Annotated in this window: 21 protein-coding genes and 2 tRNA genes; 19 read left to right on the plus strand and 4 right to left on the minus strand. The window is 70.3% G+C overall.

Going from position 1 to position 26,275, the window contains the following annotated elements; genetic code table 11:
• The first annotated feature begins 130 nt into the window (after positions 1-130).
• Positions 131-952 (plus strand): Fpg/Nei family DNA glycosylase, encoded by an 822-nt coding sequence (locus IH50_RS0106115; protein WP_030858094.1) that lies wholly within the window; start codon positions 131-133, stop codon positions 950-952.
• A gap of 4 nt (positions 953-956) precedes the next feature.
• Here IH50_RS0106115 and IH50_RS0106120 read toward each other — a convergent pair whose 3' ends face one another.
• Positions 957-2,207 (minus strand): GNAT family N-acetyltransferase, encoded by a 1,251-nt coding sequence (locus IH50_RS0106120; protein WP_030858096.1) that lies wholly within the window; start codon positions 2,205-2,207, stop codon positions 957-959.
• Positions 2,208-2,368: 161 nt separating this feature from the next.
• On the opposite strand from IH50_RS0106120, the gene IH50_RS0106125 reads away from it, so the two are divergent.
• Positions 2,369-3,547, plus strand: coding sequence for a PP2C family protein-serine/threonine phosphatase (locus IH50_RS0106125; RefSeq protein WP_030858098.1), 1,179 nt, complete (start codon positions 2,369-2,371; stop codon positions 3,545-3,547).
• 18 nt (positions 3,548-3,565) lie between these two features.
• A complete protein-coding gene (locus tag IH50_RS0106130; protein ID WP_030858100.1) occupies positions 3,566-4,024 on the plus strand; it encodes an HD domain-containing protein in 459 nt (152 codons plus the stop codon).
• A 40-nt stretch (positions 4,025-4,064) separates the two neighbouring features.
• Here the strand turns inward: IH50_RS0106130 and IH50_RS0106135 are convergent, their stop codons facing one another.
• Positions 4,065-5,246, minus strand: coding sequence for an acyltransferase family protein (locus tag IH50_RS0106135; RefSeq protein ID WP_037872121.1), 1,182 nt, complete (start codon positions 5,244-5,246; stop codon positions 4,065-4,067).
• Between the two features lie 626 nt (positions 5,247-5,872).
• On the opposite strand from IH50_RS0106135, the gene IH50_RS0106140 reads away from it, so the two are divergent.
• The gene (locus IH50_RS0106140; RefSeq protein ID WP_030858104.1) at positions 5,873-6,067 is read left to right on the plus strand and encodes a hypothetical protein; all 195 of its coding nucleotides are present in this window, start codon (positions 5,873-5,875) and stop codon (positions 6,065-6,067) included.
• A 156-nt stretch (positions 6,068-6,223) separates the two neighbouring features.
• Here the strand turns inward: IH50_RS0106140 and IH50_RS0106145 are convergent.
• Positions 6,224-6,294, minus strand: a tRNA-Gly gene (locus tag IH50_RS0106145).
• Positions 6,295-6,458: 164 nt separating this feature from the next.
• Here IH50_RS0106145 and IH50_RS0106150 point away from each other — a divergent pair.
• From IH50_RS0106150 to clpX, 5 genes are all read left to right on the plus strand, one after another.
• Positions 6,459-6,535, plus strand: a tRNA-Pro gene (locus IH50_RS0106150).
• 165 nt (positions 6,536-6,700) lie between these two features.
• A complete protein-coding gene (gene tig, locus IH50_RS0106155; RefSeq protein ID WP_030858105.1) occupies positions 6,701-8,092 on the plus strand; it encodes a trigger factor in 1,392 nt (463 codons plus the stop codon).
• A gap of 528 nt (positions 8,093-8,620) precedes the next feature.
• The gene (locus IH50_RS0106160; protein WP_030858107.1) at positions 8,621-9,226 is read left to right on the plus strand and encodes an ATP-dependent Clp protease proteolytic subunit; all 606 of its coding nucleotides are present in this window, start codon (positions 8,621-8,623) and stop codon (positions 9,224-9,226) included.
• 110 nt (positions 9,227-9,336) lie between these two features.
• The gene (locus IH50_RS0106165) at positions 9,337-10,029 is read left to right on the plus strand and encodes an ATP-dependent Clp protease proteolytic subunit (RefSeq protein WP_030858109.1); all 693 of its coding nucleotides are present in this window, start codon (positions 9,337-9,339) and stop codon (positions 10,027-10,029) included.
• Between the two features lie 182 nt (positions 10,030-10,211).
• Complete coding sequence (clpX, locus tag IH50_RS0106170) at positions 10,212-11,498, plus strand: ATP-dependent Clp protease ATP-binding subunit ClpX (protein WP_030858111.1); 1,287 nt, start codon at positions 10,212-10,214, stop codon at positions 11,496-11,498.
• A 69-nt stretch (positions 11,499-11,567) separates the two neighbouring features.
• On the opposite strand, the gene IH50_RS0106175 is transcribed toward clpX, so the two are convergent.
• Entirely contained in the window at positions 11,568-12,530 is a 963-nt protein-coding gene (locus tag IH50_RS0106175; RefSeq protein ID WP_030858113.1) for a hypothetical protein, read from the minus strand.
• A gap of 138 nt (positions 12,531-12,668) precedes the next feature.
• Here IH50_RS0106175 and IH50_RS0106180 point away from each other — a divergent pair, with 138 nt between their 5' ends.
• The 10 genes from IH50_RS0106180 (at position 12,669) to IH50_RS0106225 (ending at position 26,266) form a co-directional block, all read left to right on the plus strand.
• Complete coding sequence (locus IH50_RS0106180) at positions 12,669-15,293, plus strand: valine--tRNA ligase (RefSeq protein WP_030858115.1); 2,625 nt, start codon at positions 12,669-12,671, stop codon at positions 15,291-15,293.
• Positions 15,294-15,451: 158 nt separating this feature from the next.
• Positions 15,452-17,005 (plus strand): bifunctional tetrahydrofolate synthase/dihydrofolate synthase, encoded by a 1,554-nt coding sequence (gene folC / locus IH50_RS0106185; RefSeq protein WP_420709021.1) that lies wholly within the window; start codon positions 15,452-15,454, stop codon positions 17,003-17,005.
• A gap of 6 nt (positions 17,006-17,011) precedes the next feature.
• The gene (locus IH50_RS0106190; protein ID WP_030858119.1) at positions 17,012-17,362 is read left to right on the plus strand and encodes a DUF4233 domain-containing protein; all 351 of its coding nucleotides are present in this window, start codon (positions 17,012-17,014) and stop codon (positions 17,360-17,362) included.
• A 65-nt stretch (positions 17,363-17,427) separates the two neighbouring features.
• Positions 17,428-17,841 (plus strand): nucleoside-diphosphate kinase, encoded by a 414-nt coding sequence (gene ndk, locus IH50_RS0106195; protein WP_030818434.1) that lies wholly within the window; start codon positions 17,428-17,430, stop codon positions 17,839-17,841.
• Between the two features lie 329 nt (positions 17,842-18,170).
• Positions 18,171-19,190 (plus strand): rod shape-determining protein, encoded by a 1,020-nt coding sequence (locus IH50_RS0106200; RefSeq protein WP_006133575.1) that lies wholly within the window; start codon positions 18,171-18,173, stop codon positions 19,188-19,190.
• Positions 19,191-19,378: 188 nt separating this feature from the next.
• Positions 19,379-20,320 carry a rod shape-determining protein MreC gene (gene mreC / locus IH50_RS0106205; RefSeq protein ID WP_030858123.1) on the plus strand — a complete coding sequence of 314 codons (942 nt, stop codon included), beginning with the start codon at positions 19,379-19,381 and terminating at the stop codon, positions 20,318-20,320.
• Between the two features lie 14 nt (positions 20,321-20,334).
• Positions 20,335-21,003, plus strand: coding sequence for a rod shape-determining protein MreD (gene mreD / locus IH50_RS0106210; RefSeq protein WP_030858125.1), 669 nt, complete (start codon positions 20,335-20,337; stop codon positions 21,001-21,003).
• A gap of 115 nt (positions 21,004-21,118) precedes the next feature.
• Complete coding sequence (mrdA, locus tag IH50_RS0106215) at positions 21,119-23,410, plus strand: penicillin-binding protein 2 (RefSeq protein WP_030858127.1); 2,292 nt, start codon at positions 21,119-21,121, stop codon at positions 23,408-23,410.
• Complete coding sequence (gene rodA, locus IH50_RS0106220) at positions 23,407-24,609, plus strand: rod shape-determining protein RodA (protein WP_030858128.1); 1,203 nt, start codon at positions 23,407-23,409, stop codon at positions 24,607-24,609. The genes mrdA and rodA overlap by 4 nt, the downstream gene beginning before the upstream one ends.
• A gap of 85 nt (positions 24,610-24,694) precedes the next feature.
• Positions 24,695-26,266, plus strand: coding sequence for a CYTH and CHAD domain-containing protein (locus IH50_RS0106225; protein WP_030858130.1), 1,572 nt, complete (start codon positions 24,695-24,697; stop codon positions 26,264-26,266).
• The last annotated feature ends 9 nt before the right edge of the window (positions 26,267-26,275 follow it).

The following is a 26,275-nucleotide window of genomic DNA, read 5'->3' on the forward strand; positions in this document are numbered from 1 at the left end:
CGGAGTGAGTCGAGTCGCCCCGGCTGACCGGGCCGTCCGGCTGACCGGGCCGTCCGGCCGACCGGGCCGTCCGGCCGACCGGGCCGTCCGGCCGACCGGGCGGTGGGTACAAGCTTGGAAGGACATCCCCGTGCCGGAAGGCCACACCATCCACCGGCTGGCCGAGGACTACGCCGCCGCCTTCGCCGCCGGCGCCCCCCTCCGCGTCACGAGCCCCCAGGGCAAGTTCGCCGACGCCGCCGCCCTCCTCGACCGCACGCCGCTGCACACCACCGACGCCCACGGCAAGCACCTGTTCCTCGGCTTCGGCGACGACGGGCCCGCCGAGTGGGTCCACATCCACCTCGGCCTCTTCGGCAAGGTCACCTTCGGCCCGGCCCCGGCGCCGCCGCCCACGGACACCGTCCGGCTCCGCCTCGCCGACGCCACGTCCTATGTCGACCTGCGCGGCCCCACCACCTGCGCCCTGATCACGGACCCCGAGAAGCAGGCGGTCCACGACCGGCTCGGCCCCGACCCGCTGCGCCCGGACGCCGACCCGGCCCTCGCGTACCGCAGGATCGGCCGCAGCCGTACGACGATCGCCGCCCTCCTCATGGACCAGAAGGTCATCGCGGGCGTGGGCAACGTCTACCGCGCCGAGGTCCTCTTCCGGCACCGGATCGACCCGTACCGCGCGGGCCGGGACATCACCGCGGCCGAGTGGGACGCGATCTGGGCCGACCTGGTCGCGCTGATGCGCGAGGGCGTCCGCCTCAACCGCATCGACACCGTCCGCCCCGAACACACCCCGGAGGCGATGGGCCGCCCGCCGCGCGTCGACGACCACGGCGGCGAGGTGTACGTCTACCGCAGGGCGAACCTGCCCTGCCACATCTGCGGCGGCGAGATCCGCACCGCCGATCTCGCCGCCCGCAACCTGTTCTGGTGCCCGGAGTGCCAGCGCCGCTGAGCCGTCAGAACCCGTGCGGCAGCCACGGCGCCGGGTCGCTCCCGAACGCCAGGGACGCCTCCGCCAGCGCGCCCCGCCGCAGCTCACGCACCCGGCCGGCCGCCGCGAGCGCCGCGAGGCTCACCCCGCCCAGATACGCCGCGCCCAACTCCCGTACCGACAGGGCGAGATCGGCAGGATCCTCCGTACGCTCGCAGGACGCGCCCTTGGCGTCCCCGCTCAGCCGCCAACGCCCCGCGTTCCAGGGGCAGAAGGCGTCCTCCACCTCGAACACCACGTCCACCGGCGCCCGGTAGGTCCGCGCCCGGAGCGCCGCACCGACATCGACCAGCCGTACGTACAGCGAGTCCCGGAGTTCCGGCCGGCACCGGCGGATGTCGGACACCAGGTACTGCCACGCCTCGTCGACCGGCCGGCCGCGCGCCACCAGCGTCGACGTCAGGTCGATGCCGAACAGGAACCGCCACAGCGCGCCGTCCGCCGCCGGATCGAGCGCGGCCAGGGTGCTCAGCAGCACCGTGCCGTCGGCCCCGGCGGAGCTCCAGCCCGGCTTCACCCGGAACCGCGCGTACCCGACCGTCTCACCGGCCCGTTCGGCGACCACGCACTGCAGCGGTGACGCCCCGCCCCGCTGCTGCTCCGTGTCGAGCAGGGCCACCCGCTCCCAGCCGGGCAGGCGTGCGAGCATCCCGGGACGGCAGGGCACCGACCGGGCGTAGACCGCCTCACAGGCGTCGAGGACGTCGGCGGGATCCACGTACCGCAGCCGTACGTCGTCGGTGCCGGCCGGGACGGTCAGGCCCGTCCGGCGGGTGTCGATCTCGGCGTTGACCTGGAAGGTGGCCGCGGCGTACCCGAACCGGCCGTAGATCGCCGGCTCCGACGCCGTGAGCACCGCCAGCGGCTCGCCCCAGGACCGCACATCGTCCAGCTGCCGTCGCATCATCGACGTCAGCACCCCGCGCCGCCGGTGTGTGGCGGCCACGCTCACCATCGTGACGCCCGCGGCCGGTACCGAGGCGCCGCCCGGCACGGTGAGCCGGAACGAGAACGCACCCGCCGTCCCCACGCAGGCGCCCCCGTCCCACACACCGAGGGAACGGTCGAACTCGGTCAGCGAGTTCCACAGGTCCCGTTCCGCGTCCGCCTCCGGAACCCCGCCGAAGGCACGGATCAGCGTCGCGTACCACTTGTCCCAGTCGTCCGGATCCAGCACGTGAAGTCCGTTTGTGGAGCCCGTTTTCTCGGTCGTCATGAGCCATCCCTACCAGTGCCGTACCGGACGGGCGAGACAATTTCTCCCGCGCGGCCCCACGACGGCGTCCGGTGAAGTTGACTGGGAAGTCGGCCCCGGCACGGGGACAACCAGGACCTCCCGTGCCAAGTGGCCGGTCCGATGGATAGGGTCCCGAACTAATGGCAACAGGACGAGAGCGGCGTGCGGAAGCCGACACGTTCACGGCCCGGTGGAAGAAGCAGTGGCACCGGGCCCGCGTCGGCATGCGCCGGAGCGCCGTCGACTACTTCCGCGGGGACGGCTCCGACTGGGTCGCGCTCGCCGGACTGTTCCTCACCGTCCCGCTGATCGCGGCCGGGACCCTCGCCAACTCGGTGTGGTGCGCGCCGTCCGCACTGGTCATACCGATCGTCGCCGGCGGCCTGCTGCTGCGTCCGGCGAGCCTGCTCGGCCTGTACGCCGCCGCGGCGACCGCGCTGATCGTGGAGTCGGTGCTGCTCGGCCCCTACACCGAGGGCGCGGCCCGCGTCACACCCGGTGTGGTCCTCACCGTCGCCGCCTGCGGCTTCTTCGGACTGCTCGTCGCCCAGTTCCGCAGCCGGGTCGGCGTGCCCTGGCGGCGCGGCGGCACCATGCTGTTCGACCTGCGCGAACGCATCCGGGTGCAGAGCAAGCTGCCGAAACTCCCCGACGGCTGGCACCGGGAGATGGCCCTGCGTCCGGCCGGCGGACAGTCCTTCTCGGGCGACTTCGTGGTCGCCGCCCGCACCAACGGCGGGCGCACCCTGGAGGTCGTGCTCACCGACGTCTCCGGCAAGGGCATGGACGCCGCCTCGCGCGCCCTGCTGCTGTCGGGCGCCTTCGGCGGTCTCCTCGGCAGCCTCCCGCCGCACGCCTTCCTCCCGGCCGCCAACGGTTACCTGCTGCGCCAGGACTGGGACGAGGGCTTCGCCACCTCCATCCACCTGGTGCTCGACCTGGACTCCGGCGACTACGAGCTCTACTCCGCCGGGCACCCGCCGGGCCTCCAGCTCAGCGCGGGCAGCGGACGCTGGGAGGAGAAGGCGGCCGACGGCCCGCTCCTCGGCGTGTACGACGGCGCCCAGTTCGACTCGGTGAAGGGCTCGCTGCGCCCCGGGGACGTGCTGATGCTGTTCACCGACGGTCTGGTGGAGACCTCCGACCGGGACATCGTCGAGGGCATCGACCGCCTCACCGGCGAGGCCGACCGCTATGTCGCGGGCGGCTTCCACGGCGCCGCCTGGCACCTCATCGAGGCGGTCGCCAAGGACGTCAACGACGACCGGGCGCTGCTGCTGATCTGCCGCGAGGGCCCGACGGCCGCGGCGGCCCGCTGACCCGTGCACACTGGGCGGGTGACCGAGACGACACCGCTGCCCCTGGCCGAGATCGAGGCCACCGCCCGCGCCGCGCACGCCGGCCAGACCGACAAGGCGGGCCGGCCCTACGCCGAACACCTGCGGGCCGTCGCCGAGGGGGTACGGGCCCGCGGCGGCGACGAGGAGCAGATCGCGGCGGCCTGGCTGCACGACGCCGTCGAGGACGACAAGCTGTCCCGGTGGTGGCTGGAGGAGGCGGCGCTGACCCGGCGGACCAAGGACATCGTCCTCGCGGTCACCAAACGCTCCGGGGAGCCGCCCGAGGCGTACGCGGCCCGGATCCTCGCCACCCCCGGTGCGCTGCTGGTGAAGGAGGCGGACCTGGCGCACAACGCCGACCCGGCCCGCCTCGCCGTACTGGACGGACCGACCCGCACACGACTGACCGAGAAGTACGCGCGGATGCGCGCACTCCTCGGCCTCGCGATCTCGTGATCTCGTGGTCCCGTGAAGGGGGAGAAGAGGAGAGGACCTCCTAGGCGGAGACCTTCTCGCGGGTCTCCCTCTCCTCCCGCCGCCCGCGTTCGCGGGCCGGTCCGGCGGCGTCCCGCTTGAACGCCCACTCCATCCTCGGCTCCATCACGAACCGGAACACCCGCCGCACGGGGGCGGTGCACAGCAGCGTCACCATGGCCGCCGCCAGGACGCTCACGGCGATCTCGCCGAGCGGCCGGTGCAGCACGGAGTGCTCGAACCAGCCCTGGTAGTCGCCGGCCTTCACCACGAAGCCGTGCAGCAGATAGCCGTACAGCGTGCCCGCGCCGAGCGCCGTGAACCACATACGGCGGCCCGGCACCCAGGCGAAGAAGCAGGCGGTCAGCAGCAGCGAGCAGCCGAACATCGCGAACACCATGACCGGACCGGCCCACCACGGCGCGCCCAGCTCCTGCGCGGCGTCACGGTGGTAGAACCACGCGGTGTTCATCCGCGGCACCGCCCACCAGCCGAAGGCCAGCGCCGCCGCGAACACCGGCACCGCCGCGATCCGCACCGACCGGCGGCGCACCATGCGGAAGTGCTCCGGCCGCATGCACAGACCGAGCACGAAGTACGGCAGGAACTGCAGCACGCGCTGCAGGTCGAGGTCGTCGCCGATCCCGGGGGTGACACTGGCCAGCACGGCGATGCCGAGGGCCAGCGGCAACGGGTGCCGCACCGCGTTCCAGATCGGCGTGGTCAGCCGCCACACGAACAGCGCGACCAGGAACCAGGTCAGGTACCAGGGGTCGAGCAGGCTGATCTCCTGCTCGGGGGCGTGGTCGACGACCCGCCGGAACAGGGGATAGGCGGTCTCGAACACGATGTACGGCACGGCGACGCCGGTGACCAGCCGGCGCAGCCGGTCGGGCCGCATGTCGAAACTGCGCGAGAAGTAGCCGGAGATGATGATGAAGGCCGGCATGTGGAACGCGTACACGACCGTGTACGCCGCTTCCAGGACCCGGCTGTCGCCCTTGAGGGGCTCCCAGGCGTGGCCCACCGCCACCAGCACGATCGCCAGGTACTTGGCGTTGTCGAAGAACGCGTCGCGCTGTCTGCCGTGCGGGCTCTTCGTGTGCGGGCTCTCCGTGCGCGGGCTCGGCACCGCGGGTGCCGGTGACTGTGCCGGGGGGAGCGGCGTTCTGCGGTTGCCGTACGGTCGCTGCGAGTTCGTCACTGACCCTCCCGGCGGGAAATCGGGGAGTCGATCGGTGAGCTCGCTGCGCTTGCGGGGGACGAGGCAGCGTGGAACATCTGAGGCACCCTAGCGTCGTCTTCGGCATTTCGTAAAACGCCCGGCGTTGTTCCTGGTATTCGGCTCGGGTACCCCGGATCGGGGAAAGTGATCGGCATGATTGCCGTGATGGCCAACATGTTCCGCGTATAAGGGACTTGGCCGACGGCCGGGCCTTACTTGTCATGATTGTTCCGGACTAAGCCATGCATAAGCCCGGCAGGCGACTCTGGCGGTATGTACCGGCTTGGGGGTGTCTCTCCCGTATCGGCCCAAGGGGTGTTGGAGTACCTGCGGCGACAATTCGAATTAACCGCGAACGCGTTGTGTGGAGACGGAAACGATCCGGTTGAATTCCCTGTGCGGGTGTCCCTTCGAATTGCCGTGCGACACCGCGCCGTCGGCCGGTGCGGACGGCCGCGCACGGACGGGACCGTCCGCACCGGGACGGATGATGCGTCAGCCGCCGCATAGGGCGGCCGTGTTGGTGGCACGATGGTTCTGGCGGGGTGCGCGGGGTCGTGTCGCCCGGGCCGGGGAAGCGGAACCGACCGAGGGTGTGATCAGTTGTGGCCATTTCACTGTCTGTGGTGCTGCTGTTGGCGATCATCCTGGTGGTGCTGATGAGAGGCGGCTCCCTCAAGGCCGGCCCGGCGATCGTCGCCGTCCTCTTCGGCTTCTTCCTCGCCTCCACCGGCATGGCCGACGACATCCAGCGGTTCCTGGACTCGATAGCCGAGATGATCAACTCGATCAGCTTCTGACCCCGCCCGCCCCCCGCGCGGAAACGATCCGGGCCGGCCCGGGACCACTCCCCGGCACGGCGGCCCGGCCTGTCCGCCCGACGCCGCGGACGGTGTGAGGAAAACACTCAGGGCCAGGCGGAGGAATGATCCTCCGCCTGGCCCTGAGCCGTACAGAGCGGGCGACGGGAATCGAACCCGCGTAGCTAGTTTGGAAGACTAGGGCTCTACCATTGAGCTACGCCCGCACGGAGCGCGCCGCACGTCGGTGACCGCGGCACTGACAGGCATCGTAGCGGGTTGTACGCCCTCGTCGCACACCCCGTTTCCGGACCGCCCCGGCGCGGCACCGCGCCCGTGAAACACGGCGGCCGTTCCGCCCGGGTGCATGTACCCTACGTGTCGCACCAGACGGGGTGTGGCGCAGCTTGGTAGCGCGTCCGCTTTGGGAGCGGAAGGCCGTGGGTTCAAATCCCGCCACCCCGACCAGCCACCTGCTCACGCACCGGTGATCGCCTTTTGGGTGCCGTAGCCGCTGCCGTTACTATGCAAGCTGCACGCCCTGTGTGTCTCTGAAGTCCTCCGGGCGGCGAATCGGCCGGGCCTCTCTGGTCCCGGCAGAACCCGAGAAGTCAGCCACAAGGAGACCGAACCGTGAAGAGCGCCGTGGAGACCCTGAACCCGACCCGGGTTCGGCTCACTGTCGAGGTGCCCTTCGAGGAGCTCAAGGACAGCCTCGACGCGGCGTACAAGAAGATCAACCAGCAGGTCACGGTGAAGGGCTTCCGCAAGGGCAAGGTCCCGGCCCGGGTCATCGACCAGCGCTTCGGCCGCGGTGCGGTGCTGGAGGAGGCCGTCAACGACGCCCTCCCGAAGTTCTACACCGACGCCGTGAACGAGGCCGAGCTGAGCCCGCTGGGCCAGCCCGAGGTCGACATCACGGAGCTGAAGGACGGCGAGACGCTGAACTTCACCGCCGAGGTCGACATCCGCCCGGCCATCGAGATCCCGGACTACTCCGGCATCGAGGTCGAGGTCGACGCCGTCGAGGTCACCGACGAGGACGTCGAGAAGTCGGTCGAGCAGCTCCGCGAGCGCTTCGCCTCCACCTCCCCGGTGGAGCGCGCCGCCCAGGACGGCGACGTCGTCACCATCGACCTGGAGGCCAAGGTCGACGGCGAGGTCCTCGAGGACGGCGTCGCGAACGGCGTGTCGTACACCATCGGCTCCGGTGAGCTGCTGGAGGGCATCGACGACGCCGTGAAGGGCCTGGAGGCCGGTGGCGAGGCCACCTTCACCTCCGAGCTGAAGGGCGGCTCGGCGGCCGGCAAGGAGGCCGAGGTCACCGTCAAGGTGTCCCAGGTCGCCGCCCGTGAGCTGCCGGAGCTGGACGACGAGTTCGCCCAGCTCGCGTCCGAGTTCGACACCCTCGAGGAGCTGAAGGCGGACAGCCGCAAGCGCCTGGAGAACATGAAGGAGTACGACCAGGCCACGCAGGCCCAGGAGCGCGTCCTGGAGAAGCTGCTCGAGCTGGTCGAGGTCCCGGTCCCCGAGAAGCTGCTCGAGGACGAGATCAACACCCGCAAGCACAACCTCGAGCACCACCAGCTCGGCCAGATGGGCCTCGACCTCGCGAAGTACCTGGAGATCCAGGGCAAGACCGAGGAAGAGTTCGAGGCCGAGACCCGCGAGGCCGCGATCAAGGGCATCAAGACCCAGTTCGTGCTCGACGAGCTCGTCAAGCAGGAGAAGCTCAACGTCAACCAGGAGGAGCTCACCGAGCACCTCATGCGGCGCGCGGCCTCCTCCGGCATGTCCCCCGACCAGTTCGCCCAGGCCGTCGTCGAGCAGGGCCAGGTCCCGCTCCTCGTCGGCGAGGTCGCCCGCGGCAAGGCCCTGGCCTCCGTGGTCGAGAAGGCCACGGTCAAGGACACCAACGGCGAGATCGTCGACCTCGAGGACGAGGACGAGGCGGACACCGCCGAGACCGCCACGGAGTCGGCCGAGACCGCCGAGAAGCCGGCCGAGGAGAAGACCGAGGACTGATCCTCGCGTCACCTCTGACATGATCACCGGGGCCCCGGAACGCACAGCGTTCCGGGGCCCCGGTGTCTGGTCGTCGGGACGCACGTCACTCAGGGCCCTGCTCCCGGGCATCGGGGTGTGCATCGCTCCGGGGCGCTGGTGCCGGGCGGCGGGGTCTGCATCGCTCCGGGACCCTGGTGCCGGGCGGCGGGGCAGCCCACCCAGGGGCGCGGGGCCGTGCCGGCGCGCGGCTCCGCCGCGTGGGCGCGACCGGCCCCCACCGGCCCGCGGCCGCCCGCGAACCGGCGGCCCCCGCCGGAAAGGCGAACGGCGCTCCCCGCGGAGCGCATCGCGGAGCACATCGCGACGTACACCCCTCTACGCCCCCGGCGAACACCCCCGTTACCGGGATTCCCTGGCGGAGTCACCGCGTTAGGGTCCATGAATACCAGGGGACGCGAGTCACCGAATACGGCTCCGACCCCGTAGGGACACGTGAGACGGCCCGGCGCCGTCGTAAGACGAGCAGGTGGATACGTGACGAATCTGATGCCCTCAGCCGCCGGCGAGCCCTCCATCGGTGGTGGCCTCGGCGACCAGGTCTACAACCGGCTGCTCGGCGAGCGGATCATCTTCCTCGGCCAGCCGGTCGACGACGACATTGCCAACAAGATCACCGCACAGCTGCTGCTCCTTGCCTCCGACCCGGACAAGGACATCTACCTGTACATCAACAGCCCCGGCGGCTCCATCACGGCCGGTATGGCGATCTACGACACCATGCAGTACATCAAGAACGACGTGGTGACGATCGCCATGGGCCTGGCGGCCTCCATGGGCCAGTTCCTGCTGAGCGCCGGCACCCCCGGCAAGCGTTTCGCGCTGCCGAACGCCGAGATCCTGATCCACCAGCCGTCCGCCGGCCTGGCCGGCTCGGCCTCGGACATCAAGATCCACGCCGAGCGTCTGCTGCACACCAAGAAGCGCATGGCCGAGCTGACGGCCCAGCACACCGGCCAGACGGTCGAGCAGATCACCCGCGACTCCGACCGTGACCGCTGGTTCGACGCCTTCGAGGCCAAGGAGTACGGCCTCATCGACGACGTGATCGCCACGGCCGCCGGCATGCCGGGCGGCGGCGGCACCGGGGCCTGAGCGGCCTCGCGGGGCCCTCACGGCCCCGTGGACGCCCCACCGGGCCCCCGCGCCCGGTGAACAGCCCCAGCAGCCCCAGCCGACCGCCTCAGCCCCTTTCAGGAGACACCGTGAACAGCTTCCCCGGCAGCGGCCTGTACGACCGCACGCCCGCCGCCTCCGAGGGCCGGTACACCGGCCCCTCGGCCGAGTCCCGCTACGTCATCCCGCGCTTCGTCGAGCGCACCTCCCAGGGCATCCGCGAGTACGACCCGTACGCGAAGCTCTTCGAGGAGCGCGTGATCTTCCTCGGCGTGCAGATCGACGACGCCTCCGCCAACGACGTCATGGCGCAGCTGCTGTGCCTGGAGTCGATGGACCCCGACCGGGACATCTCGGTCTACATCAACAGCCCCGGTGGCTCCTTCACCGCGCTCACGGCGATCTACGACACCATGCAGTACGTGAAGCCGGACGTCCAGACGGTCTGCATGGGCCAGGCGGCCTCCGCCGCCGCCGTCCTGCTGGCCGCCGGTACGCCCGGCAAGCGCATGGCGCTGCCGAACGCGCGCGTGCTGATCCACCAGCCGTACAGCGAGACCGGCCGCGGTCAGGTCTCCGACCTGGAGATCGCCGCCAACGAGATCCTGCGGATGCGCAGCCAGCTGGAGGAGATGCTGGCCAAGCACTCCACCCGGCCGCTCGACAAGATCCGCGAGGACATCGAGCGCGACAAGATCCTCACGGCCGAGGACGCGCTGGAGTACGGCCTGATCGACCAGATCATCACCACCCGGAAGATGGACAACACCAGCCTGCGCTGACGCGGGGCGGGGTGTGACGTCTGCCGCCCCTTGGCACGGTTTGGCACGGTCCACGTCAAAGTGAACCGTGCCAAGGGGGGCCCGAACGGGGGGCCAGGCAAGGTACCGTCGGACATAAGGCAGCACCAGGAGCCGCCGGACGCCCGCGTCCAGACGACTCCCAGGCGAAGGGGAAGCACACCGTGGCACGCATCGGTGACGGCGGCGATCTGCTCAAGTGCTCGTTCTGCGGCAAGAGCCAGAAGCAGGTCAAGAAGCTCATCGCAGGGCCCGGTGTGTACATCTGCGACGAGTGCATCGATCTCTGCAACGAGATCATCGAGGAAGAGCTCGCCGAGACCAGCGAGGTCCGCTGGGAGGAGCTGCCCAAGCCCCGCGAGATCTACGAGTTCCTCGAGGGGTACGTGGTGGGGCAGGAGGCGGCCAAGAAGGCCCTCTCCGTCGCCGTCTACAACCACTACAAGCGCGTCCAGGCCGGCGAGAACGGCGGCGCGCAGGGCCGCGAGGACGCCATCGAGCTGGCGAAGTCCAACATCCTCCTGCTGGGCCCCACGGGCTCCGGCAAGACCCTGCTGGCCCAGACCCTCGCCCGCATGTTGAACGTCCCGTTCGCGATCGCCGACGCCACGGCGCTCACGGAGGCGGGCTACGTCGGCGAGGACGTCGAGAACATCCTGCTGAAGCTGATCCAGGCGGCCGACTACGACGTCAAGAAGGCCGAGACCGGGATCATCTACATCGACGAGATCGACAAAGTCGCCCGCAAGAGTGAAAACCCGTCGATCACCCGTGACGTCAGCGGCGAGGGCGTCCAGCAGGCCCTGCTGAAGATCCTGGAGGGCACCACGGCCTCGGTCCCGCCGCAGGGCGGCCGCAAGCACCCGCACCAGGAGTTCATCCAGATCGACACGACGAACGTGCTGTTCATCGTGGGCGGCGCCTTCGCCGGACTGGAGAAGATCATCGAGGGCCGGGCGGGAGCCAAGGGCATCGGCTTCGGCGCGACGATCATCTCCAAGCAGGAGCGGGAGGCCAAGGACCAGTTCGAGGAGGTCATGCCGGAGGACCTGGTCAAGTTCGGCATGATCCCCGAGTTCATCGGCCGGCTCCCGGTCATCACGAGCGTCCACAACCTCGACCGCGAGGCCCTGCTCCAGATCCTCGTCGAGCCGCGCAACGCGCTGGTGAAGCAGTACCAGCGACTCTTCGAACTCGACGGCGTGGAGCTGGACTTCGAGCGCGAGGCGCTGGAGGCCATCGCCGACCAGGCCATCCTCCGCCAGACCGGCGCCCGCGGCCTGCGCGCCATCATGGAGGAGGTCCTCCAGGGCGTGATGTACGAGGTCCCGTCCCGCAAGGACGTCGCCCGCGTGGTCATCACGGCCGACGTGGTCCTCTCCAACGTCAACCCGACCCTCATCCCCCGCGACGCCCGCGGCCGGGGGCCGGGCGAGCAGAAGACGGCGTAGACGTCCCGCACCGACGCGAAAGGGGCCCCGGCACCGGCCGGGGCCCCTTTCGCGCGTGCACGCGTCGCGTCAGGCCTTGACGCGGACGTCCGTGCGGAACTTGGCGGTGAGTTCGGCGGACTTCTCCAGGTCGGCGGCCTTGCCGGCCATGGCGTCGGCCACCACCGTGTTGATGATGACGCCCACCGTGCTGTGGTCACCCCAGATGCACACCGGCATGCTGATCTCCGAAGGACCGGAGGCCACGTCACCCGATGAGGCCTCACTGTTCTTGATCTTGATCTCCTGGCACTTCAGGACAGCGCCGTCCAGAGCGCTCGGCTCGAAGGCCTTCGGGCTGCCGACGAGTTCGCCCTCGGTCTCCTTGTCCTCGGAGGCGTTCTTCTCCATCTCTCCGAACATGGCGTCGACGACCTTCTCCGGATCGTCGATCTCGCCGTAGACGCCCATGAACTGGACCATCCTCAGGGCGAGCGGATTGTTCTCGTCCCCGGCCTGGTAGACCGCGTCGACGTTCTTGGCGTTCTTGACGCCGTGCTTCTCGGCTTCCTTCATGTCGTTCTTGTCGAAGCCGTCGCTCTCCTCGGCGTCGCCCTTCTTGTACTCGCCGCCGAGCACCGTCGCCGGCGTCGTCAGCTTGTGCGGGCCGTCGTCGGCGATGTCCGCACCGCCGCCCCCGCCGATCACGAAGTACGCGCCCACGCCGATCGCCGCGACGACCGCCACCGCGCCGATGATGATCCCGGCCTTCTTGCCGCCGCCACCGGAGGCGGGGGGCTGGGGCGGCATGCCGTACTGGGGCTGGCCGTAGGGCGGCTGCTGCCCGTACGGGGGCTGCTGCGGCGGGACGCCGGGCTGGCCGGGCTGCTGCGGGTAGCCGTAGGGCGGCTGCTGGCCGGGCTGCGGGGCCTGCTGGGGGTAGCCGTAGCCGGGCTGCGGAGCCTGCGGCGGCTGGCCGTAAGGTCCCGGCTGGCCGTACGGTCCGGGCTGCTGTGGCTGCCCGCCGTACGGGCCCGGCTGGTTGTAGCTCATTACGGGGTTCCCCCTCCAGGTGCTTATGCGTTGCTGACATCCTGACTCAGGAGCGACACGTTCAGACCGGCGGGGGTGGCACCGTTACAAACGAAACGCGTTTCGGGACACGCCTGTGACGCCTCTAAACTGAGCCCCGTGACCGAGAACGCTCAGCAGGAGCCACCAGCGCCCACGACCGAACTGCCGACCCAGTACGCGCCGGCCGATGTAGAGGGGCCGCTGTACGAGCGCTGGGTGGAGCGCGGTTACTTCGAGGCGGACGCGGGGAGCGAGAAGCCTCCGTACACCGTCGTCATCCCGCCGCCGAACGTCACCGGCAGCCTGCACCTCGGGCACGCGTTCGAGCACACGATCATCGACGCGCTGACCCGCCGCAAGCGCATGCAGGGCTTCGAGACGCTGTGGCAGCCCGGCATGGACCACGCCGGCATCGCCACGCAGAACGTCGTCGAGCGGGAGCTCGCCAAGGAGGGCAGGTCCCGTCACGACCTCGGCCGTGAGGCGTTCATCGAGCGCGTCTGGCAGTGGAAGGGCGAGTCCGGCGGGCAGATCTCCGGCCAGATGCGCCGCCTCGGTGACGGCGTCGCCTGGTCGCGTGAACGCTTCACGATGGACGAGGGCCTGTCCCAGGCCGTCCAGACCATCTTCAAGCGGCTCTACGACGACGAACTGATCTACCGCGCCGAGCGCATCATCAACTGGTGCCCGCGCTGTCTGACCGCGATCTCCGACATCGAGGTCGACTACCAGGACGACGACGGCGAGCTCGTCTCCATGACGTACGGCGAGGGCGACGAGACGATCGTCGTCGCCACGACCCGCGCCGAGACGATGCTCGGTGACACGGCCGTCGCCGTCCACCCCGAGGACGAGCGCTACAAGCACCTCGTCGGCAAACTCGTCAAGCTGCCGCTGACCGACCGTTCCATCCCGGTCGTCGCGGACGAGCACGTCGACCCCGAGTTCGGCACGGGCGCCGTCAAGGTCACCCCGGCACACGACCCGAACGACTTCGAGATCGGCCAGAGGCACGGTCTGCCGTCCATCGCCGTGATGGACGAGCACGCGGTCATCACCGCCCACGGCCCCTTCCAGGGCCTGGATCGGCTGGAGGCCCGCTCCGCCATCGTCGCCGCGCTGCGCGCCGAGGGCCGGATCGTCGCCGAGAAGCGGCCCTACGTCCACTCGGTCGGCCACTGCTCGCGCTGCAAGACCACCATCGAGCCGCGGCTGTCCATGCAGTGGTGGGTCAAGGTCGGCCCGCTGGCGAAGGCGGCGGGTGACGCGGTCCGCGAGGGCAAGGTCAAGATCCATCCGCAGGAGATGGAGAAGCGGTACTTCGACTGGGTCGACAACCTCCACGACTGGTGCATCTCGCGGCAGTTGTGGTGGGGCCACCGCATCCCCGTCTGGTACGGGCCGAACGGCGAGGTCGTCTGCGTCGGACCGGACGACGAGGCCCCGACCGGCGAGGGCTGGCACCAGGACACCGACGTCCTCGACACCTGGTTCTCGTCGGGCCTGTGGCCGTTCTCCACGCTCGGCTGGCCCGAACAGACCGAGTCGCTCGCGAAGTTCTACCCGAACTCCGTCCTGGTCACCGGCTACGACATCCTCTTCTTCTGGGTCGCCCGGATGATGATGTTCGGCCTGTACGCGATGGACGGCACCCCGCCGTTCCACACCATCGCCCTGCACGGCATGGTCCGCGACCAGTTCGGCAAGAAGATGTCGAAGTCCTTCGGCAACGCGGTCAACCCGCTGGACTGGATGGACAAGTACGGCTCCGACGCCCTGCGCTTCACGCTCGCGCGCGGCGCCAACCCGGGCGTCGACGTGCCGATCGGCGAGGACTGGGTCCAGGGCTCGCGCAACTTCGCCAACAAGATCTGGAACGCCACGCGCTTCGCGCTGATGAACGGCGCGACGGTCGAGGGCCCGCTGCCGGACGCGTCGGCGATGTCGCCGACCGACCGCTGGATCCTGTCCCGGCTGAACTCGGTCGTCGCCGAGGTCGACGCGTACTACGACGACTACCAGTTCGCCAAGCTGTCGGACGCGCTGTTCCACTTCGCCTGGGACGAGGTCTTCGACTGGTACGTCGAGCTGTCCAAGACGACGTTCCAGGCGGGCGGCGAGCCGGCCGAGGTCAGCAAGCGGGTCCTCGGCGAGGTCCTCGACGTCACGCTCAAGCTGCTCCACCCGGTCGTCCCGTTCGTCACCGAGACGCTGTGGACGACGCTCACGGGCGGCGAGTCGGTCGTCATCGCCGCGTGGCCGTCCGACAGCGGCTTCCGGGACGCGGACGCCGAGCGGGAGATCGGGACGCTGCAGTCCGTCATCACCGAGGTCCGCCGCTTCCGCGCCGACCAGGGCCTGCAGCCCGGCCAGCGGGTCCCCGCCCGGCTGACCCTCGACGGCACGGCACTGGCCCCGCACGAGCCGGCCATCCGGCAGCTGCTGCGCCTCCAGCCGGAGGGCGACGCCTTCACCGCGACGGCGACCCTGCCGGTCGCGGGCGTGGAGGTCGCGCTGGACCTGTCCGGTGTGATCGACGTCGCCGCCGAGCGCAAGCGCCTGGCCAAGGACCTCGCCGCCGCCGAGAAGGAGAAGGCCCAGGCGACGGCGAAGCTCGGCAACGAGGCGTTCCTGTCGAAGGCCCCGGACCACGTGGTCGACAAGATCCGCGGCCGTCTGGCCAAGGCGGAGGAGGACATCGCACGCCTCCAGGCGCAGCTCGAGAAGCTGCCGCAGGCGTAGCCGCCGATACGCCGACGAAGGCTCCCGGTGCCCTGTCGGTACCGGGAGCCTTCGGGTACGCGGGGGCGCGGGGCCGTACCGACGGGCGGCTCCGCCGCGTGGACGCGGCCGGCCGGGACGCACGCGCACGCGCCGCGGAGCACCGGCCGCCCCACTCCATGGGTGTCCCGTCGGCCGGCCTCCGTAGACTGGTCCCCGTGAGCGACATCCCCGGCGAGAACGATCAGCCAGACCCTCTCGACTCCTTCGACGAGATCATCGACGCGGAGACCACCCGCGACCCCGACCTCGCCGTGATCGAGGCGGGCAGCCGCACCCTGCGCACCCAGGGGGGCCCGCCCCAGGCGGACGTGCCCGCCCGCCCCGCCGACCCCGAGGTCGACAAGGCCCTGCGCGAGGTCGAGGCGGAGCTCGCCACCCGCTGGGGCGAGACCAAGCTCGAGCCCTCGGTCGCCCGCATCGCCGCGCTGATGGACGTCCTGGGCGAGCCCCAGCGCTCGTACCCCTCGATCCACATCACCGGCACCAACGGCAAGACCTCCACCGCCCGCATGATCGAGGCCCTCCTCGGCGCCTTCGAGCTGCGCACCGGCCGCTACACCTCCCCGCACGTCCAGTCGATCACCGAGCGGATCAGTCTCGACGGGGCGCCCGTGACCGCCGAGCGGTTCATCGAGACGTACCGGGACATCAAGCCGTACGTCGAGATGGTCGACTCCGCGCAGGAGTACCGGCTGTCGTTCTTCGAGGTGCTGACCGGCATGGCGTACGCCGCCTTCGCCGACGCGCCCGTGGACGTGGCGGTCGTCGAGGTCGGCATGGGCGGCAGCTGGGACGCGACGAACGTGATCGACGGCGGGGTCGCCGTGGTGACGCCGATCGACCTCGACCACACCGACCGGCTCGGCACCACGCCCGCCGAGATCGCCGGCGAGAAGGCCGGCATCGTCAAGCGGGACGCGACGGTGATCATGGCGCAGCAGCCGGTGGACGCCGCGCAGGTGCTGCTGAAGAAGGCCGTGGAGGTGGACGCGACGGTGGCCCGCGAGGGCCTGGAGTTCGGGGTGGTGGCCCGGCAGGTCGCCGTCGGCGGCCAGCTGGTCACGCTGCGCGGACTGGGCGGCGAGTACCCCGAGGTGTACCTGCCGCTGCACGGCGAGCACCAGGCGCACAACGCGGCCGTGGCGCTCGCCGCCGTGGAGGCGTTCTTCGGCGTCGGCGCGCAGCACGCCCGGACGCTGGACATCGACACCGTGCGCAAGGCGTTCGCCGCCGTCGCCTCCCCGGGCCGGCTGGAGGTCGTACGGCGGTCGCCGACCGTCGTCCTGGACGCCGCCCACAATCCGGCGGGCGCGCGGGCGGCGGCCGCGGCGATCGGGGAGGCGTTCCAGTTCAGCCGGCTCATCGGCGTGGTCGGCGCGAGCGGTGACAAGAACGTGCGCGAGCTGCTGGAGGCGTTCGAGCCGGTCTTCGCCGAGGTCGTCGTCACCCAGAACTCCAGCCACCGCGCGATGGACGCCGACGAGCTGGCGGGCATCGCCGTCGAGGTGTTCGGCGAGGACCGCGTCCAGGTCGAGCCGCGGCTGCCGGACGCCCTGGAGGCCGCGATCACGCTGGCCGAGGAGGAGGGCGAGTTCGCGGGCGGCGGTGTGCTCGTCACCGGTTCCGTCATCACCGTCGGCGAGGCCCGACTGCTCCTGGGGAAGGGCTGAGATCCCGTGCGTACGCTCTGCTCCTCGACCCTGATCGGCGAGTTCTTCATCATCGGATTCGCCGGACTGGTCGCGATGAAGGACCAGGACCTGTCCACCGGCACGGTGTGGACGGTCTGCGGTGTCGCGATGTTCCTGTCCGTGGTCCTGTGCGGGATGGTCACCCGGCCCGGCGGGGTGGCCCTCGGCTGGGCGCTGCAGATCGCCCTGATCGCCTCCGGTGTCTTCGTCCCGATGATGTTCTTCATGGGCGCGCTCTTCGCGCTGCTGTGGTGGGCTTCGGTGCACTTCGGGCGAAAGGTGGACGAAGCGAAGGCCCGTTTCGCCGCGCAGGCGGAGCGGCTTGACGCTGCGTGACAGATGTCCCGACACGCCCGGTAATCTCGTCCTCCCGCACCACTTCCCGTACAAGGAGTTCCGTCGTGACCCAGCGCACCCTCGTCCTCCTCAAGCCCGACGCCGTACGTCGTGGCCTGACCGGCGAGATCATCAGCCGTATCGAGCGCAAGGCCGGCTGGCAGATCACCGCGCTGGAGCTGCGGGCCCTGGACCAGGACACGCTGGAGCAGCACTACGGTGAGCACAAGGGAAAGCCGTTCTACGAGCCGCTGGTGGAGTTCATGGCCTCCGGGCCGGTCGTGGCGATGATCGTCGAGGGTGAGCGGGTCATCGAGGGTGTGCGCCAACTGGCCGGTCCCACCGACCCGATCGCCGCCGCGCCGGGCTCCATCCGCGGCGACTTCGGTGTGATCGTCCGGGAGAACCTGATCCACGCCTCCGACTCCGAGGAGTCCGCCGAGCGCGAGGTGAAGATCTTCTTCCCGGGCCGCGCGTAACCCGCGCACCCGGACGTGCGCGAATCCCGCGCATAACGATCACATCGCGGTGGCGGCCGGCGCGTTTGGCCGCCTGTCGGACGGTCTGGGGGCTTTGCCCCCGGACCTTTTCTGGCATATGCGTGGCGTTCGGGGGAACGGTTGCCCCCGATGGACCGTCTCCACAAGCAGCGGGGCCCGCCATCTGATGACAATGGCGAAGACCCTCGCGCGGTGCTCGCGAAGGCGCGTCTACGATGGAAGCATTCACGTCACCGCACCCACCTCGCCGACCTGAGATGCCCTCAAAAGCTCGTGGGAAGGCCAGCCGAATCCTGATGGGGAACTCAATGTCGTTCATCGGCCGTGACATGGCTGTCGACCTCGGGACCGCCAACACGCTGGTGTACGTCAGGGGTCGTGGGATCGTACTCAACGAGCCGTCCGTCGTCGCGATCAACACCAACACCGGTGGCATCCTCGCGGTCGGCGCCGAGGCGAAGAAGATGATCGGACGCACCCCCGGCAACATCGTCGCCGTGCGCCCGCTGAAGGACGGCGTCATCGCCGACTTCGAGATCACCGAGCGGATGCTCCGCTACTTCATCCTGAAGATCCACAAGCGGCGGTACCTGGCTCGTCCGCGGGTCGTCGTCTGTGTGCCCTCGGGCATCACGGGCGTCGAGCGCCGCGCCGTCATCGAGGCGTCGTCCCAGGCCGGCGCCCGCCAGGTGCACATCATCGAGGAGCCCATGGCCGCCGCCATCGGCTCCGGTCTGCCTGTCCACGAGGCCACCGGCAACATGGTGGTGGACATCGGCGGCGGCACCACGGAGGTCGCGGTCATCTCTCTCGGCGGCATCGTCACCGCCCAGTCCATCCGCGTCGCGGGCGACGAGCTGGACAACGCGATCATCCAGCACATCAAGAAGGAGTACTCCCTCCTGCTGGGTGAGCGGACGGCCGAACAGATCAAGATCACGATCGGTTCGGCGTACGACCTGGACACCGACGAGCACACCGAGATCCGCGGCCGGGACCTCGTCTCCGGACTGCCGAAGACCGTCGTCATCTCCGCCGCCGAAGTGCGCAAGGCGATCGAGGAGCCGGTCAACGCCATCGTGGACGCCGTCAAGACGACCCTCGACAAGTGCCCGCCGGAGCTGTCCGGCGACATCATGGACCGGGGAATCGTTCTGACCGGCGGCGGTGCGCTGCTGCGCGGCCTCGACGAGCGGCTGCGCCGGGAGACGGGCATGCCGATCCACATCGCCGAGGACCCGCTGGACAGCGTGGCGCTCGGTTCCGGCAAGTGCGTCGAGGAGTTCGAGGCGCTTCAGCAGGTGCTCGACGCCCAGCCGCGCAGATGACCCACCTCCTCGACACCGCCGTACGGGACGACCTTCTTCCGTACGGCGGATCGTTGATATAGAGGCACAAAATCCCCCCATAACGCCTCGAAATGCCGTTGACGCACCTTCAACGCACTTTTCATACACCTGAACAGACCCCCCCCACCTCATACCCGTTCTCGACGAGGAAGGCACGGCCGCCGCACGTGAGGGACACACGAGAGAGCCGGCTGCTCCTGGTGCTGCTGATCGCCATCGCGTTCGCACTGATCACGGTGGACATCCGCGGCGGGGAGGATTCACCGGTCGACGGTGCCCGGCAGGCCGCGGCGACCGTCTTCGGCCCGATCGAGAACGGCGTGTCCGGCGCGGTCGACCCGATCGGCAACGCGGTCACCGCCGTCCGCGAGTCCGGCGACCGGCACGACCGGCTCGCCGAGCTGGAGCGGGAGAACGCCGCGCTCAAGGCCGAACTCGGCAGCGACGACCGCGGCCGCAGCCGCCTCAAGCAGCTCGACAAGCTGCTGAAGGTCTCCGGACAGGGCCAGTACGGAATCAAGGGCGCCCAGGTCATCGCCATAGGAGCGGCCCAGGGCTTCTCCTGGACCATCACCATCGACGCCGGCGCCGACGACGGCATCGAACGCGACATGACCGTCCTCAACGGCGACGGACTCGTCGGCCGCGTCACCACCGTCGGCCCGGACACCGCCACCGTGCTGCTCGCCACCGACCCCGACTTCACCGTCGGCACCCGCATGGAGTCCACCGACGAACTCGGCTTCGCCTCCGGCCAGGGCGACCGCCCGCTGCGCGTCGAACTCCTCAACGGCAAGGCCGAGATCAAGAAGGGCGACCGCCTGGTCACCTTCGGCTCGCAGGCCGACAAGCCGTTCGTGCCCGGCGTCCCCGTCGGCGTCGTCTCCCGCGTCGACCCGTCCGGTGGCGACCTCACCCGCACCCTCTCCGTCACGCCGTTCGTCAGCTTCAGCAAGCTCGACGTCGTCGGCGTCGTCGTCCAGGCCCCCGAGAAGGACCCGCGCGACACGGTGCTGCCCGAGAAGCCGAAGCCGACCCCCACGCCGACCGTGACGGTGACCGTCACGCCCTCCGCCCCCGCCGACGGCCTCAACCAGCAAGAGCAGTAGGAGCTGACACCCCCATGCGCGTCAACCGGATCCTGCTCGCCGGCTCGCTGATCGTCGTCGCCCTGGTGATCCAGGTGAGCGTCCTCGCCCGCCTCCACCTCCCGGGCGCCGTCCCCGACCTGCTGCTGCTCACCGTCCTCGGCCTCGCCCTGGTCTACGGCCATGTCGGCGGCGCCCTCATCGGCTTCGCCGCCGGACTCCTCGTCGACCTCGCCCCGCCCGCCGACCACGCCGCCGGGCGGTACGCCCTCGTGCTGTGCGTCATCGGCTACCTCGCCGGACTCGTCAAGCCCGAGAGCGGCCAGGTGAAGTCGGCGAGCGGCCCGATGGTCGTGGTCGTCGCCGCCGCCGTCGGCTCCACCCTGCTCTACGCCGGTGTCGGCTCCCTCGTCGGCGACACCGCCGCCCGCCATGTCGGCCTGGGCGGACTGCTGTTCACCGCCGCCCTGTACGACCTGCTGCTCGCGCCGTTCGTCGTCCCCGGCGTCATGGCCCTGGCCCGGCGCGCCGAGAACGACCCGCTCGCCGAGACCAACCCCGCCAAGTCCGGCGACATCGCCTCCGGCTTGATCTCCGGCGGCACCGGACTGCGCATCGGCGGACAGCGCAACGGACTGCGGGTCAAGGCGGCCCGCGCCCGGGGAGCCCGCGCCGGACGCATCAAGGGGGTCAAGCGCCTGTGACCTCGCAGAACTTCACCGGAACGAGTGAACGGGCGGCGGAACGCGGGCACACGGCCCGGCCGTTCATCACTCGTACCCGCACCGCCGTACGCGCTCCGAGGAAGGAGGAAGCCGCGTGACCAACATTCCCGAGACCGGCCGCAGCCCACGGGTCCAGATCCGGCTCGTCGTCGTCCAGGTCCTCGTCCTCTCCCTCCTCGGCACCCTCGGCGGGCGCCTGTGGTACCTCCAGATCCGCGAAGGCGACCAGTACGCCAAGGAGGCCTCCGGCAACCACGTCCAGCAGGTCGTCCAGCCCGCGGTCCGCGGCTCCATCCTGGACGCCCGCGGAGTCCCCCTCGCCGACAACGAGACCCGCCTGGTCGTCTCCGCCTCCCGCACCGACCTGCTGAAGATGAAGGACGACGGCAAGGCGGTCCTCACCAAACTCGCCGGCGTCCTCGGCATGGACGCCGAGGAGGTCCGGCGGAAGGTCCGCCTCTGCGACGCCGAGACCCCCCAGCCCTGCTGGAACGGCTCGCCGTACCAGCCCATCCCCATCACCGACGAGGCCACCCCCAAACAGGCCCTGCAGATCCGCGAGCGCGCCGAGGACTTCCCCGGCATCTCCGCCGAACCGCAGGCCCTGCGCCGCTACCCGAGCCCCGGCAAGGCCAACACCGCCCAGGTCCTCGGCTACCTCTCGCCCGTCACCGACGAGGAGATCACCAAGGCCCAGGACACCAGCTCGCCCTACCTGCGCTCCGACATGGTCGGCCGCTCCGGCCTGGAGCGCCAGTACGACCAGCAGCTGCGCGGCAAGGCCGGCGTCACCCGCTACGAGGTCGACAACCTCGGCCGCGTCATCGGCGAGGCCGAGGCCGACCCCGCCCAGCCCGGCGCCAACCTCGTCACCAGCATCGACGCCCGCGTCCAGCGCATCGCCGAGTACCAGCTGAACGAGGCGATGAAGGAAGCCCGCAAGGTCCACGACCACAACACCAACCGCAACTACGAGGCCGACTCCGGCGCCGTCGTCGTCATGGAGGCCAAGACCGGCCGCGTCGTCGCCATGGCCTCCAACCCCACCTACGACCCCAACGCCTGGGTCGGCGGCATCTCCGCCAAGGACTACGCGAACCTCACCGGCAAGAAGTCCAACTACCCGCTGCTCAACCGCGCCATCCAGGGCCAGTCGGCACCCGGCTCCATCTTCAAGGTCATCCCGACGGCCGCCGCCATACAGGCCGGCTACTCCTTCGAAGGCCCCTACAACTGCTCCAGCTCGTACTCCATCGGCAACCAGGTCTTCAAGAACTTCGAGTCCCAGAACCACGGCCCGATCAGCCTCGGCCGCGCCCTGGAGGTGTCCTGCGACACCGTCTTCTACGCCCTCGCCCACCAGGAGTGGAAGCGCGACGGCGGCAACAAGCCGAAGAAGAACGCCAACGACTGGTTCTACAAGACCGCCCACCAGTTCGGCCTCGGCGAGGAGACCGGCATCGACCTGCCCAACGAGGTCACCGGCCGCGTCCCCGACCGCCAGTGGAAGCTGGACTACTGGACGGCCAACAAGGACGCCTGGTGCAAGTACGGGAAGAAGGACGGCACCTACGCGGAGAAGATCGCCTACGAGAACTGCCTCGAAGGCAACCGGCTGCGCGCGGGTGACTCCGTCAACTACTCCATCGGCCAGGGCGACACGCTCGTCACCCCCATCCAGATGGCCACCATCTACGCGGCCATCTCCAACGGCGGCACCCTCTACGACCCCACCGTCGGCAAGGCCGTCATCAGCCCCGACGGCAAGACCGTCACGGAGATCGAGCCCAAGGCGCACGGCAAGCTGCCCACGTCGAAGAAGACGCTCGCCCAGATAGACGAAGCCCTCGAGGGAGTCGCCACCCGCGGTACGGCCGCGTGGCGATTCGGGGGCTGGCCGCAGGACGAGATCCCGATGCACGCCAAGACCGGCACCGCCGAGGTCCACGGCAAGCAGACCACCTCGTGGTTCGCCACGTACACCAAGGACTACTCGATCGTCATGACGATCTCCCAGGGCGGTACGGGCTCCGGCGCCTCGGGCCCCGCCGTGCGCAACATCTACAACGCCCTGTACGGCGTCTCCGAGGACGGCGAGATCGACAAGAAGAAGGCGCTGCTGCCCACGCCGCAGAAGAGCCTCCCGAAGGTCCGCACGGACGGCACCATCACCTCCCCGAAGATCTCCAAGGACCCCGCCAAGGACCGGGTGTCCCCCTCGCCCGACGCCCAGGCCACCAACCCGCAGGGCGACGACCCCGCCGGCCCGCAGCAGGCGGGCACGGTCCCCTCACCGGAGAACACCGACCGCCGGACCCGCCGTCGCCACCGGCGACGACGCGGCGGCACCGGCACCGGAAAGGCACTCCGGAGGACAGCGTCATGACCGGCGGAGTCAACAGCTTCCAGGTCTCCGGATACGGACCGGAGCGGGCCGGCTGGACACGGGTCTTCGCCCGTGACTCCCTGGCCCGGCGCCTCGACTGGCCGATACTGTTCTCGGCGCTCGCCCTGTCCCTGCTGGGCTCGCTCCTGGTCTACTCGGCCACCCGCAACCGCACCGAACTCAACCAGGGCGACCCCTACTACTTCCTGGTCCGGCACTGGCTCAACACCGGCATCGGGGTGGCCCTGATGATCGGCGTCCTCTGGCTCGGCCACCGCACCCTGCGCACGGCCGTGCCCCTGCTGTACGGCGCCTCCGTCTTCCTGATCCTGCTGGTGCTCACCCCGCTGGGCTCCACCATCAACGGCGCCCACTCCTGGATCAAGCTCCCCGGCGGCTTCTCCCTCCAGCCCTCCGAGTTCGTGAAGATCACGATCATCCTGGGCATGGCGATGCTGCTCGCCGCCCGCGTCGACGCCGGCGACAAGCCCTACCCCGATCACCGCACGGTCCTCCAGGCCCTCGGACTGGCCGTCGTCCCCATGCTGATCGTGATGCTCATGCCCGACCTCGGGTCGGTCATGGTCATGGTCATCATCGTGCTCGGTGTGCTGCTCGCCTCCGGCGCCTCCAACCGCTGGGTCTTCGGCCTGATCGGCGCCGGCGCCGCCGGCGCGGTCACCGTCTGGCAGCTCGGGATCCTCGACGAGTACCAGATCAACCGCTTCGCCGCCTTCGCCAACCCCGAGCTCGATCCCGCCGGCGTCGGCTACAACACCAACCAGGCCCGCATCGCCATCGGCTCCGGCGGACTGACCGGCTCCGGCCTCTTCCAGGGCTCCCAGACCACCGGCCAGTTCGTGCCCGAACAGCAGACCGACTTCGTCTTCACCGTCGCCGGTGAGGAACTCGGCTTCGTCGGCGGCGCACTGATCATCGGCCTGCTCGGCATCATCCTCTGGCGCGCCTGCCGCATCGCCCGCGACACCACCGACCTGTACGGCACGATCGTCGCCGCCGGCATCGTCGCCTGGTTCGCCTTCCAGGCCTTCGAGAACATCGGCATGACCCTCGGCATCATGCCCGTCACCGGCCTCCCCCTGCCGTTCGTCTCCTACGGCGGCTCCTCCATGTTCGCCGTCTGGCTGGCCGTGGGCCTGCTCCAGTCCATCCGGATACAACGGCCGATGTCCGCGTAGAGGATGCCGTCCCGGGCGCGGAGCGGCGGCCCACCGCCGCTCCGCATCCACGACTGGATTCGCCCGCGGCGGATACATTCACCTCATGGCGGACACCAAGCGCGAGATCGAGCGGAAGTACGAGTCCGACGACAGCGGACTGCCCGACCTGACCCGCGTACCCGGCGTGGCGACCGTCCTCGACAAGGGCGTCACCCACCTCGACGCCACCTACCACGACACCGCCGACACACGCCTCGCCGCGTCCTCCGTCACCCTGCGCCGCCGCACCGGCGGCTCCGACGCCGGCTGGCATCTGAAGTTCCCCGTCGCCCCCGGAGTGCGCGACGAGATCCGCGCCCCGCTCTCCGACACCCTCCCGGACGAACTCGCCGCCCTCGTCCGCTCCCGCGTCCGCGACCACGCACTGCTGCCCGTCGTCCGGCTGCGCTCCGACCGCGACGTACGCCACCTCGTCGACGCCGACGGCCGGCTGCTCGCCGAGGTCAGCGTCGACACCGTCCACGCCGAACGCCTCACCGGCACCGGCGGCACCGCCCGGTGGACCGAGATCGAGGTCGAACTCGCCGACGACGCCGACCCCGCCTTCCTCGACAAGGTCGACAAACGCCTGCGCAAGGCCGGCGTACGCCCCTCGGCCTCGGCCTCGAAACTGGCCAGAGCACTCGCCGACACGGCACCGGACGCCACCACGGCCGCGACGGCCCCCCGCACACCCGCCACGGCACCCGAGGCCGCCCCGAAGCGGAAACACCGGCCACGGCCGGCCGGGAAACCCGTCACCGCCGGCGACCACGTCCTCGCCTACGTCCGAGCCCAGCGTGACGCCCTCGTCGAGCTCGATCCCGCCGTGCGCCAGGACGTCCCCGACTCCGTGCACCGCATGAGAGTCGCCACCCGCCGCCTGCGCAGCACCTTCCGCACCTTCCGCGCCGTCCTCGACCGTGAGGCGACCGACCCCCTCGGCGCCGACCTGAAGTGGCTGGCCGCCGAGCTGGGCCTGGACCGCGACCAGGAGGTGCTCGCCGAACGCCTCCGCTCCTCCCTCGCCGGCCTGCCCGACGCCCTCGTCGCCGGCCCCGTCGGCCACCGGCTCACCACCTGGGCCGAGGCCCGCCACGCCGGAGCCCACGGCCGCCTCACCGGCATCCTCGACTCCCGCCGGTACCTCACCCTCCTCGACACCCTGGACGCCCTGCTCGCCGACCCGCCCCTGCGCAAGAAGGCCGGAGCCAAGCCGGAGAAGGCCCTCACCAAGGCCGTACGCAAGGACCTCGACAAGCTCACCGGTCTCGTCACCCGCGCCCTCGACCTCCCGCCCGGCACCGACCGCGACGTCGCCCTGCACGAGGCCCGCAAGAAGACCAAGCGCACCCGCTACGCCGCCGAGGCCGCCGCCCCCGCGCTCGGCAGACCGGCGGACGGCCTCGTCAAGGACATGAAGGCGCTCCAGGGCCTGCTCGGCGACCACCAGGACAGCGTCATGGCCCGCCGGACCCTCCGCGAGCTCGCCGCCGTCGCCCACGCGGCCGGTGAGAGCGCCTTCACCTACGGCGTCCTCCACGCCCGCGAGGAACACCGCGCGGAGCGCGCCGAGGCCGCCCTCCCCGAAGCCTGGACCTCCATCACCGAGGACCTCCGGCCCTGGACAACGTAGGGAGTACCC

The sequence above is a fragment of the Streptomyces sp. NRRL S-37 genome (genome assembly GCF_000721605.1).
GTDB lineage: Bacteria > Actinomycetota > Actinomycetes > Streptomycetales > Streptomycetaceae > Streptomyces.